This is a genomic window from Rhizobium sp. MHM7A, assembly GCF_005862215.1.
GTDB classification, from domain to species: domain Bacteria; phylum Pseudomonadota; class Alphaproteobacteria; order Rhizobiales; family Rhizobiaceae; genus Rhizobium; species Rhizobium bangladeshense.
Genome location: NZ_VCHT01000037.1, coordinates 1 through 11,567, shown reverse-complemented (window position 1 = coordinate 11,567; position 11,567 = coordinate 1). Strand labels below are relative to the sequence as shown.

10 protein-coding genes and 1 pseudogene are annotated in these 11,567 nt (G+C 57.3%); 10 read left to right on the top strand and 1 reads right to left on the bottom strand.

From position 1 onward, the window contains the following. Positions 1-870 precede the first annotated feature (870 nt). The 10 genes from FFR93_RS39695 (at position 871) to virB11 (ending at position 11,005) form a co-directional block, all read left to right on the top strand. Positions 871-1,872, top strand: coding sequence for a lytic transglycosylase domain-containing protein (locus FFR93_RS39695; RefSeq protein ID WP_138397151.1), 1,002 nt, complete (start codon positions 871-873; stop codon positions 1,870-1,872). A 16-nt stretch (positions 1,873-1,888) separates the two neighbouring features. Continuing rightward, complete coding sequence (locus FFR93_RS39690; RefSeq protein WP_138397150.1) at positions 1,889-2,200, top strand: TrbC/VirB2 family protein; 312 nt, start codon at positions 1,889-1,891, stop codon at positions 2,198-2,200. Positions 2,201-2,280: 80 nt separating this feature from the next. Then, a complete protein-coding gene (locus FFR93_RS39685; RefSeq protein ID WP_138397149.1) occupies positions 2,281-2,559 on the top strand; it encodes a VirB3 family type IV secretion system protein in 279 nt (92 codons plus the stop codon). A 58-nt stretch (positions 2,560-2,617) separates the two neighbouring features. Next, complete coding sequence (locus FFR93_RS39680) at positions 2,618-4,912, top strand: type IV secretion protein (protein ID WP_246661424.1); 2,295 nt, start codon at positions 2,618-2,620, stop codon at positions 4,910-4,912. Positions 4,913-5,042: 130 nt separating this feature from the next. After that, complete coding sequence (locus FFR93_RS39675) at positions 5,043-5,846, top strand: type IV secretion system protein (RefSeq protein WP_165586643.1); 804 nt, start codon at positions 5,043-5,045, stop codon at positions 5,844-5,846. Further along, positions 5,809-6,948, top strand: a complete 1,140-nt coding sequence (locus FFR93_RS39670) for a type IV secretion system protein (RefSeq protein WP_246661423.1) — start codon at positions 5,809-5,811, stop codon at positions 6,946-6,948. The genes FFR93_RS39675 and FFR93_RS39670 overlap by 38 nt, the downstream gene beginning before the upstream one ends. A 211-nt stretch (positions 6,949-7,159) precedes the next feature. Next, entirely contained in the window at positions 7,160-7,834 is a 675-nt protein-coding gene (locus FFR93_RS39665) for a type IV secretion system protein (RefSeq protein ID WP_138397146.1), read from the top strand. Between the two features lie 27 nt (positions 7,835-7,861). Beyond that, complete coding sequence (locus FFR93_RS39660) at positions 7,862-8,644, top strand: TrbG/VirB9 family P-type conjugative transfer protein (RefSeq protein ID WP_138397145.1); 783 nt, start codon at positions 7,862-7,864, stop codon at positions 8,642-8,644. A 10-nt stretch (positions 8,645-8,654) separates the two neighbouring features. Then, positions 8,655-10,007 carry a TrbI/VirB10 family protein gene (locus tag FFR93_RS39655; RefSeq protein WP_138397144.1) on the top strand — a complete coding sequence of 451 codons (1,353 nt, stop codon included), beginning with the start codon at positions 8,655-8,657 and terminating at the stop codon, positions 10,005-10,007. After that, positions 10,004-11,005 carry a P-type DNA transfer ATPase VirB11 gene (gene virB11, locus FFR93_RS39650; RefSeq protein ID WP_011654614.1) on the top strand — a complete coding sequence of 334 codons (1,002 nt, stop codon included), beginning with the start codon at positions 10,004-10,006 and terminating at the stop codon, positions 11,003-11,005. The genes FFR93_RS39655 and virB11 overlap by 4 nt, the downstream gene beginning before the upstream one ends. 191 nt (positions 11,006-11,196) lie before the next feature. Here the strand turns inward: virB11 and FFR93_RS39645 are convergent. Beyond that, positions 11,197-11,567 (bottom strand): annotated as a pseudogene (locus FFR93_RS39645) (hypothetical protein); the annotation flags it as partial.

Below are 11,567 nucleotides of genomic sequence, written 5' to 3'. Positions count from 1 at the left end.
GTTCTTGTAGCTGACGGCAGGACTGTTCATCCCAACCCATTATCCGACAACCGTTAAGCCGCTCACAACGTGACATCGCCTGCACAGCATGCTCAGGACAGGAGAAGTCTTCAACGCATCGGTTGGCGCCACCGCATAAGCGACCGCCAGCCTTCTTCCCTCAGAACGTCAAACCTCGTTTGACGCACTGAGCGTCCCTGCCGCGGACGTCGGTTGGATCATTCCGCTGGTGAGTGGCTGCAGCTCGTTCGAGACTGCGCGCTACACATAGGAAGGTCCTACCTGCGAAGACCCATCATGCGGCGACATTTTGTCGACCGCGCAGACAACCCTGCTCCCGGCCTCCGGATAGCTCTGAATCAGACTACGACCCTGAGGTGCAACCCCATCGAACTCCGCTGTCGCCCCTCGCAACGGCGAAGAGAGCGAATGGCCAAAGCAACCTTGACTAACCGGATGCGAATAGACAACCACTCCCTGGGACGTCATCCGGAAGAGTTGGAATGTCCGCTTCAGCGCAAGTTTAAAAGGTCACTTTGGGCTGTCCCACGGTGGACGACCAGCCCCGATCTGAGCGGCTGGTCCGGGTTGCAAGATCAGATCGGGCGGGGAGGGGTAGCGCTCATTTCGGTACTGTCACATTGATTGAGCGGTAACCACGTCCTTGCATTTGCAGTCGCGCCCCCCTGAAGGTCTGCCGCCCTGCACGAAGAGGTGCGAACTCGATACTGGAACGGACCGCGGCAGCCATATTACAATTGCAACACTGAAATGCATTGACGTTCATCACGGGAGGCGCACCATTCGCGGAATGATTATGTGGTGAGACAGGCTCTGTCAGCACGACAGAATATTCAGGAAATTTATCCCATGCCATTTCAAATAAGGGAGAATACACGTTGCAAGATTTGTACCCTAAGTGGGGCGGCGCTCATGCTTCTGTTCTTGCCGCTTGGTCAGCCAATTTCCAGCCGTGCAGAAGTGTTTCACCAACTTGGTAATGACATGATCGTGCCATTCAGCGGCGTCTCTGCGGACGCGCCGAAGGCAAGTATCGCCGACAATCCGACGATTTTTGCTAAAAAATTCTCCAGTACTTCCTTCACGGCAGCGACTAACTATCAGGCCACTACTTCAGTGATCTTGGACGCGCCTTCCATTTTGTATCGAGGCAGTGGGCCCAGCAAAATAGCGGATTTAAAAGCTGGAAGGCTCATCGAACACCGCTTACGCTTACCTAAGCCTCGCAAGCTGTCGACGAAACTATCAGCGCGACAAACCCGCATGCGAAGGCTGACACTCGAGGTCGGTCGCAGGTATGCAGGTGCCGCCGGGGTAGCACGCTCAAGGCTGGACCGGGAATCGTTTGTATTGCTTTTCGCTACGATGATTCAGCGGGAAAGCAACTTCGATCCCGAAGCCATATCCGCTGCAGGCGCCAAAGGACTGGGGCAGTTGATGCCAGACACCGCCCGAGAACTCGGCGTTTGCGACGTCCTTTCGGCCCGGGACAATCTCGAGGGCGCCGCGCGATACCTTACGGCGATGCTCCATCAGTTCGGTTCATCAGAGCTTGCTCTCGCAGCCTATAACGCCGGTCCTGAGGCCGTGCGGAAATACGGCGCTATACCGCCCTACCGGGAGACGCAGCAATACGTGTCCGACATTTTCAACAATATGAACTCCGCGCCGGGCGCTGTTGCATACGAACCGAAGCCCTTCAGCCCAGCCCCACAGGAGGCGTCGCTCAACGCCAGCGACACTCTAGACATGGCGCGACTTCCGGAATGCGATGCACTGAGGGGACGCCACCGCCAGGAGATGGGTGGTACACTCTTCAGGAGCCTGAACGTAGCAATTCAAATCGACTAACTATGAAAGAGAAAAGATGGGATACTTCAAGAAATATCTCCTCAACAAAAACCCTCCGAAACACGTTGCGATGATCGTCACAATGATTCTTTTGTCTAGCAATCCCAGCGCCGCGCAAGACTTTTCTGGCGTTACGAGCTTTCTGCAAGCGATCGTCGAAGCAGTCACTGGACCGATCGGCGTCGCCATCTCTGCCCTGGCCGTGATCGCCGTCGGCTTCTCCTTCATGACCGGCCGCATGGACTGGACATTTGCGGTGTCGATCATAATCGGCATCGCCATCGTTTTTGGCGCCGCAACCTTTGTAAGTGGCATCACCGCCAACTAACGCCGCCCTGATGCGCTGGGGCCTAAGCCTCCCCTCCTCATGCCGTGGGCCGGGCGAGGACATTTTTCGGATTAACGCTCATGGAACGTACACCGCTGTTTATAGGCCTGACCCGCGAGGTCAGCTTCGCCGGACTGCCGATCATGTATCTGGTCGTGCTGATTGCCACGGTCATGCTTGGCTTCATCATCACGCGCTCATTCGTGTATCTCTTGATCACGGGCGGGGTAGGCTATGTCGCCCTTCGCGGTCTTGCGGCGTACGATCCCAAGATCATCAGTGTCTTCATCGCTACCGTGCAGCGGACGCGGATGAGTCCAAAACTTCTGCGTGGCGAAGGGCTGGTGTACCGTGCTTGAAAGGCCAGCTACGCGAGCTACCCGCAGCCTTGCCATCAAACGCTCGGAAAAGGGCGAAATGCTGGTCAGCGGTTTGCCCTATTTGAGCGCGGTTGACGACGTCACATTGATGTTGCGCGATGGCGACCTGATGGGTTCCTTCGTTGTAGAGGGCATCAATGCGGAAACTGTCGATAGCTTCCATACCGTCGAATTGTGCAACGCGTTTTCGCGCTTCATCGCACAACAGCGGAGCGATGTCGCTTATTATGTCCATCGAATTTCGGTTGAGACCCGGCCGACGATGCCGCCGGTTGGCGGCCATCCTTTCAATGAGGAAATCGATCGCCGCTGGCAAGGATACCTGCAAACGGTCGGCCTTCGAGATCGAGTGACGGTGGTCACGCTGGTAATCCGGCCGCCCCGGAAGACCGCCAAGTTCCTGTCGCTATTCGGTGGCAGGGACGTCCACAGCCGCCATGAGGTCAAAGCGCGGGCGCTGCGCCTCGACCAGATGATCAACACCTGCATGGTTGGTGTCGGTGAAGCTGGGCCCAGCCGCCTGACGGTCTCCGACGGCCGTTGGCTCGGCCTACTCCGTACTCTGATAGACGGTTCTGGCGGAAGTCTTATTCCCGGCACCAAATTCCTGCCAGTGGCCGACCTCCTGGCCAGCTCGCAAATAACCTTTCAGGGTCCCGTTTTTGAATGCGAAGGAACGGATCCAGCACGACGCCGGTTCGGAACCATCGTTTCCGTCAAGGACTACCCGGCTGAGACCTATCCTGGAATCCTCGACCGGCTGAACTTGCCCTACGACACCGTAGTCAGTCAGAGCTTTACTCCAATCGATCCAATATCGGCGCAGGGCAAGATCGCCCGGGTGAGAAAGCAGATGCGCGCGGCGGAAGATGCCGCCATATCGCTCATGGCACAACTCGAAGAGGCGGAAGACGATGTCGCCTCTGGTCGGGTGATCTTCGGAGACCATCACTGCAGTGTCGCTGTGTTCTGTGACAGTCTCAAAGAGCTGGACGGCGCCATGGCCTATGTGGCGCGCGCCATGCAGGATGCGGGATCGGCGATTGTTCGCGAGAATTTCTCCTCCCGCGTCGTATATTTTGCGCAGCATCCCGGGAATTTCGCGTACCGGACTAGACCCGCGATGATCTCCTCGCAGAACTTCGCGCAGCTTTGCGCCATGCACGGCCAGTCAAAAGGCAGCCCACCCGACAAGTGCCCTTGGGGCGACGCCGTCACCATATTTCCCACTGCGCGTGGCGAGACCTTCCGCTTCAATTTCCACCTGCCCGGAAAGCCAGGCCAGCGCACTGTCGGCCACACGCTCGTTCTGGGGCAGACCGGCTCAGGCAAGACGCTTGGTACGGCGTTCCTGATAAGCCAAGCCCAGAGGCTCGGCGCTCGAACCATTCTATTCGACAAGGACAACGGTTTCGAAATGGCGGTGCGTGCCATGGGCGGGTGCTATTCGGCGGTGCGCATGGGTGACGAAACGGGTTTTAACCCGATGCGCGCAGAGGCCGACAGTCGCGGCGCGGCATGGCTTATGGACTGGCTGGCGGCGCTGACGGAAAACGACGGAGGAAAGCTCAATCCGGTACAGATCCAGGCCCTCAGCGACGCGGTGCAGGCCAATACCACGGCCGATCCGCGGTTGCAGAACCTCGAGCAATTCCGCAGTCAGCTTCGCGCCACCGATGACGACGGAGATTTGTACAACCGACTCGGGCGGTGGGACGAGACCGGTCAATTCGGTTGGCTGTTCGGCGGAAAGGGGTTGGACCCGCTCGCCTTCGACAACCGTCTGACGGCATTTGACCTGACGGAGATCTTCGACAATGACGTCGTGCGCACCGCCTGGCTAAGCTACGTCTTTCGCCGTGTGGAACGGCTCGTCGAGGATGAGCATCCGACGTTGCTCGTCCTTGACGAGGCCTGGAAGCTCCTCGACAATCCCTATTTCGAGGCGCGGTTGAAGGACTGGATGCTGACGATGCGCAAGAAGAACGTTGCTGTCGTCCTGCTCACCCAGCGGGTTTCCCATATCAAGAATAGCGCTGCCGGCGATGCCATTCTGGAAAGCGCTGTCACGCGTCTTGTTTATACAAGCTCTTTCAACACGGCGGCGGAACTCGCCCCCCTGCATCTGACGCCCACGGAAAGCGCATTCCTTCAGATGAGCAATGTCGACAACCATCTCGTGCTGCTCAAATCCGGCAGTGACAGCGTTGTGCTCGACTTCGATCTCGTCGCGATCGGCAAAGGTATTGACGTGCTTGGCGGCGGCCGCGGCCAAAAAGCGATCGCAGGCTGGCGCGACAGACCGGATTTTCAGATGGAGATGTTGCAATGAAGGAGCTTTTAGTTGTGATCGCAGTGCTGGTCTGCGGCCTGAGCTCCTGCCAGTCCGTGCCGGCTGAACGCAAAAACCACTGCGCCTGTCAGTGGGAAGGCGCAAGCGGACTTTCAAGAGGAGCATGGGTATGAAACGGCATCTTCGAGCCAGCCCACTGGCTATTTCGATCCTTCTTTTTCAACCAGGTGGGTCTGCTGTGGTCGCCCATGCGCAGGGCGCCGTCACTCCACTGCCGGAACCTGCCGTCGGGGGTGTGCCGGACGGCCCCCCCGGTGTCCAGGAGACCCATGACCAGGTTTCAATCGAGCAAATCATGAAGCTCGTCCAGTTGTCTCGCATCATGGGCGGGGGCATTACTCAGATGTTCACGGCAGTCCAGAACCAGAAGACGGCGCTTGATGTTATTCGTAACGGGCAGACTGGTCCAAAGACCATTCCGCTTATGAACGGACCGGACGAAGTCGCTGCCCGCCAGGGCGGCGAAGGCCTCAAGGAAATGGCAGACAGCGCCTTGAATGGCGCCGCCGATGGTCCACCGGATCTCCTGGCAGCGTTAACCCATTTCCGTAGCGCCTTCTCTCTCGACAAAGCATTTGCGCTCAAGGACGACGAGCTACCGAGCAATAAGGTGCTCGCTCAGCTCGCGGCTAAAGGCGCGATCGCCGGCTCCGTAGCTGAAAGCTCCTACAAGCGTGCCAATGAGAGCATGGAGCGGGTAAACGACTACATCGCGGCCGTTCAGGCAAGCAAGGATCTCAAGACTAGCATCGACATCAACACGCGTGCGGTGATCGAGCTTACGCAGCAAACCAATGAAAACCTAAGAACGCAGTCGGCGGTCACCTCCATCGTCAGCAGCTATTTCATGATGTTGGCAAGCGACGAGAGCACGGATGATGGGAGTGACGTCCTTAAGGACTTCAATAGGTGATGCCGTGGGACTTATTCAATATATAGGAGCGCAGATCGACGGGACGACCGTCGATTACCTGCAGGCCGTGTTCACGGCCGTGGCGGCTCCCGTCAGGAAACTGACGGCGTCGGTCGGCCTCGTGGCTCTGCTTTTCATAGCATTGAACCACGTATTGCAGATACAGAAAATAAACTACTCGACGTACTTTAGTTGGGCCGTGACATACATCTTAGTCGTAAGTTTCGCCACCCTTTGGAGCAATTTCAGTCCGGTCTACGATGCCCTGACAGGGGTTACACAAGGGTATTCGAACCTGCTCGTGGAGGCGGTTGCGAAGGATATCGAAACACTGAGGCCGGAAATCCTCGATCCCGCGAGAATCAGCAGGGCGGCCGGCGAGGCCAAGACTTATGTAGCGATGGACGAATTCGGTCATGCCATCCTATGGATCGCCGGGGACCTTCTCCATGCCGACTTCTCAATCTGGCACGTCGGAAGGTCTCTTCGCAATATCGTCTTGGGTAGCTTCGTGTTCGTCGTCGGCGGCGTATTCGTTGCAACATGTATGGCGGTTGTGCTGATCGCTAAAGCAGGCCTTATCATGGCTGTGAGCATGGCTCCGCTCGGCATCATGATGTTCATGTGGGAGAGAACGAGGCAGTATTTCCAAAACTGGGTTAGCCTTCTAATCGGTTTTGCCATCATACCGCTCCTTCTCGGCTGCCTGATGGCAATTGTTCTCTATCTCGCCGGCCATTTGCTTGCGGAGGCCGCGCCACGCGGTGCAGCCGATTTCAGTTTCGCCGGCTTCATCTTCTTTATGATAGCGGTGCTAGTCCTGCTGTTCCGACTCCCGACTATGGCGCATACACTGGCGTCTGCGTCCGTTGCCGTCGGGGGCGTGGGCCTTGCTCCTCACGTTATCGGAAAGGGAGTTGAATATTACAGAAAGAGAAAAGAAGAACGTAGGAGAAATGAAAATCGTTCTGGCGGCGCACCAGTCGCCCCTAACAGCGCGGGGGGCTCCGCTACAGCCGATCAAAGGTCCCAATTCGCGGCGCTTGGTCGACACTCCAATGATCGCAAGGAAACCTGGCGGCGACGGCAGCATGAGTCATAAGCCAAACTTTAGAAAAGAATCGCTTCCGGGTCCAACGCCGCGTCGTCAAGCGGCGGCGCGGAGACCTTAGAGGCTATATCTCAGGCGTCCGCTCTCAATCCTCCTCCGTGGGGTCCGACTCCACAGGCATCTAGTTCCGGCGGGAAGCCGGCCGAACAGGCAGGGATCAACCCTTTCATCAGTCAAGCATTTCAAGAATATGGGTGTCGACATGGTAAAGACGAATATTCAAAACGCCTATGAGGAGGAAATATTCTTCACGCTTCGCCAGCAGCGCAACAACTGGGCGAAAGTCGCTGTCGGCTCGATCGGCGCGGCACTCCTCTCGTTGGGGTGCCTTTTGGCAATCCTCCCGCTCAAAGACACCAAACCTTTTGTGGTGATGGTCGACAAGACCACCGGCCAGGCGGAAAAACTAGTGCAAGTTCGCCCGGCCTCCCTCGATCAGCAAGATGCAGTGCTGCAGGCTGAGCTTGTATCCTATGTCGTCGACCGCGAAACCTACGACCAGGCCGACAACAGCACTCGCATTTTGGACGTCATGGCACGTTCGAAGGATAATGCTGCTGAGACATTGGCCCAGCTGTGGACGTCCAACTCGCCACAATATCCGCCGACGATCTACGGAACAGGCGTGCGTGTCCGGGTAACCGTAAAATCGATTTCTATCAACCCGGTTTCCCATCGCAACGCACCCGATCTCGCACGGGTGCGTATCACTAAGTTCCGCGAGGAGAAAGGCCGAGAAACAGCCGAGCGCAGCTTTATGGCGACGTTGGGCTATTCGTTCCAGCCGAAGGAAAATGCCAAGCTTGAGGAGGTTTGGAAGAATCCCCTCGGCTTTATCGTCCTTTCATACCGGATCGATGCCGAAACTAACGGCTAGAATTCCAGCACGAGAGGAACCGACACCATGTTCAAGCACACCGCAGTTCTGCTACTTCTGAGTGCGGGCGCGGCCCTCGCCGATCAAACGCCCATCTCCGCGACCGAATCCGTCTCCGCACTACGACAAAAACCCGCGGCGCCAGCGCCGGCCAGCGATCCGCGCATTCGGCGTTTCGCCTACAATGAAAACAAAGTCTATCGGCTCGACCTTTATCTCAAATCGGTTACAGCGCTGCAGCTTTCGCAGAGCGAGGAAGTCGAGTCTATCCTTATCGGCGACAGTGCATCCTGGGAAGTGGTTAAGCTCAAGGCCGGAAACGTCGTCAGCATCAAACCGACGCTTCCCTCGGCCACGACCAACATGACCATCTATACCAACAGACGGGTCTATACATTTGAGCTTCGTTCCATGGGTGAATTCACGGGCGGTGCTAATGCTGCACCCCTCTTCCGTTCGATCTTCACCTATGCAGACGAAGAGAAGCCGAAGCAGAATAGCGACGCCTCCTTGAGACCGGACCACCTTCGCGCGGACTACCTGTTCTCGGGTGAGGCCGCATTTCGACCACGCTGGGTCCAAGACGACGGCCGGCAGACGATGTTCTTCCTGCCTGAAGGCGCTCCTCGCCCGGCCGTTTTTAAGGTGGGACCGGGCAACAAGGAACAGCTGATCAACTCCCGCACCAATGCAAACCAGATCATCGTTGATGGAACGAGCGATTACTGGATCATGCGTATAGGCAACGAGTCCGTGTGCATCGGTCGTACCGGCCCCACGCGGCTCAACAGAAACGTCACGGTTAGATGAAAGGCGAGTCATGTCGGAAAACGATCACCGCATTGGCCCTATTCGCGATGATGGCATCGAGTCGACGGACTCTGAACACAGTGCAAGGGAACGCAGCGGGCTCGTCAACGCTCGCCGCGCACGACAGACACGTGGTACGAGCGGCGCAACTAATGCAAGGCTCATAATGTCGGCGGGCTTGATGGGAGGGGCCGTGGTATTGTTCTTCGCGGTCGCTGGGCCGACGGCTGCCCTAAAGGTCCTGGGGATCGGCCGCGACAACGACCAGGCGGTTTCTAAGGTCGATATGGAAGTTGAGAAAGATTCTCATCGACCAGTTCATCTCGATTTCGCCGTACCCGCGAGCACGGAACCTGAAAAGAAGGAGTTAGATCCTAACGCGGCCTGGAAAGCAAAGATCAACGCGCTACAGAATCAGATTGCTGAACTCGAGCGCAAGAAGCAAGGCAGCGTCTCCTCTGGAGAAATTGAGGCGCTGATTACCCGCTACAACGAGAATACGAAGCGGCAGTTTGAAGATGAGCGCAAGGCAATGACCGAAGAAAACGCCCGGTTGAGAGCCGCTGCCGAGCGAGCGGAAGAGGCGGGAAAGCTGCAGTCGGGCGAGCTCAAGGAGCGCCAGAAACTCGACAAGATGCAGCGTGAATCCGGCTCGGTGGTTGTCGACGCGGCTGATGGACCTGCGACCACTGAGAGCGATAAATCGGCAACTGACCAGAACCAAAACGCGCGGTTCCTAAAGACGGCTGCCAGCAGCACGTACCAGACGTCTGTTTCGCGGCCGCTGCCTGATCCCTCGCACACAGTGGTGCAAGGAACCATTATCTCAGCCGTGCTCGAAACTGCGATCGATACGGAGCTGCCTGGCAATATTCGTGCACAGGTGATGGAACCTGTTTATTCATTTGATGGAGCGCGCGTTCTGATGCCCTCTGGAACCATTTTGATCGGTGAGTTCAACAACGACGTCAACCTCGCTCAGAGGCGCGTCCTGATTGCATGGAACCGAGCGATTACGCCTTCGGGACAATCGATCGCGCTTGGTTCCACCGGCGCGGACACACTTGGGCGGTCGGGCACGGAAGGTAATGTGAACAACCGTTATGGCACGAAATTCGGGGCCGCCATCCTCATCAGCGCCATCACCTCCCTTCCTTCGATACTGTCCAACCGCAACAGCCAGTCTAAATCCGGCACGACCTCCAAGGTCGGCGGCGGCCAGGACGCGGGACAGATGAGCGACACGGCGAGCGACCAGGCAAGGGGCGTCCTTGATCAGTATCTTTCGCTACCGCCGGCCATTAAAATTCCGCAAGGTGAGGAGATCCGGGTTCTCGTAAATCGAGATCTTGTATTCAGATGAATTATGTTCCGAAGAATCGCGAAATCTCCTACGTGGAGCAATATCTGAGCCCTCTGAGAGAGTTTCTGGTCGATGACCGCGTCAACGAGCTTGTGATCAATCCAAACGGCTCAATCTTCATCGAAGCCGCGGGTGCCGAATACATGCACGAGATCGACGTGCCGCTGTCGCCCCATGCCATTAAGCGGCTAGGTGCGCAGCTTGCCGGCGACACCCGCAACACACTTGGCGCCTTGCATCCGATTGTTTCCGGCCGGGTCATGGTCTGGGGGCACCCACTGCGCGTTCAAATCGTGGTCGAACCAGCGATCGAAGACGGCGTATCGTTGTCGATCCGCAAATACTTAACACACGCGCTGGCGACGAAGGATATCGGCTTCGTCAACGGCGGACAGATACGAGTCGATGCGCAGCGCCGCCGCCGACACAGGGCGATTGCTAAGATGGCGCGCGACGGCGACCTGCAGGGTCTGTTCCGGCAGGCAATCGAGGAGAGGTTCAACGTGCTGGTATCCGGTGGCACCTCCTCGGGCAAAACAACGATCGCGCGCTCGCTGATTTCCATGATGGACCACAATGAACGCCTGATCACCATTGAGGACGCACAGGAGCTCTTCCCACCCCATCGCAACCAAGTGGGGTTGATATCCGACCGGAAGGACAAGTCCGCACGGATGCCTTCCAAGCTGCTTGAAAGCTGCCTGCGCATGCGGCCGGATCGCATCATCGTCGGAGAAGTCCGCGGCGTAGAGGCCTATGACTTTCTCGAAGCAATCAACACCGGTCACCCTGGGGCCATTACTACCATCCATGCTGATAGCCCCGCGCTAGCATTTGACCGCCTTGCGCTAATGGTGATGCGCTCGGGGATTAGACTTACCCATGGCGAGGTTATCACGTATGCTAAGCGCACAATCGACTTGGTGGTTCAGGTCGGACGGCTTAATGGGTCCCGCGGGGTGCTTGAGATTTACCTCCCTTCACAAGAGGAGGAATGATCATCAGTCCCAGAAATGGGGCGTTGGTGCACGGTACGTTTAGCGTTCTGAGTTAGGCAGGAGGGAACCGCAACAGCTTTTGTCGTTTAGTCATGCCTTTCAAATACAATGCCAGCCGTCGTCATCACATTGAGAAGGGCGTTGGTGCATGGATCTGGACTTGAGCGGATCTGGATCTGTGATGGGGCTATCTATGTGGTCGGTCCATTGCGGCGGATGGATTTAGGGCGTGCGCATGCAAGCATACGATTGAGGGCGGCGCAGCCGATGGCCACTTCCGTCTGCTGAGCGTGAAACGACCGAGCCCGCAGACGCCGCCCGATGATGGACTTGTATCGGCCGATGGCAGTCTCGACCAGCGAGCGCTTGCCGTAGCCGGTGGAGGCCTGCCATTTCATTCGCCCGTCTCTGCTGATTGCAGCGATCTGCTGATCCCTTTGTCCGGGAGATTGATCGCCGGCTGGTTCGATCGCGTTGGCGCGCGGGGGAAAGAGCTGGCTCGGGAAATCTGCACAGCGGGGATAAGTGGAATTTCTGCCTGACTTCGGCTTAGATGCCAGGA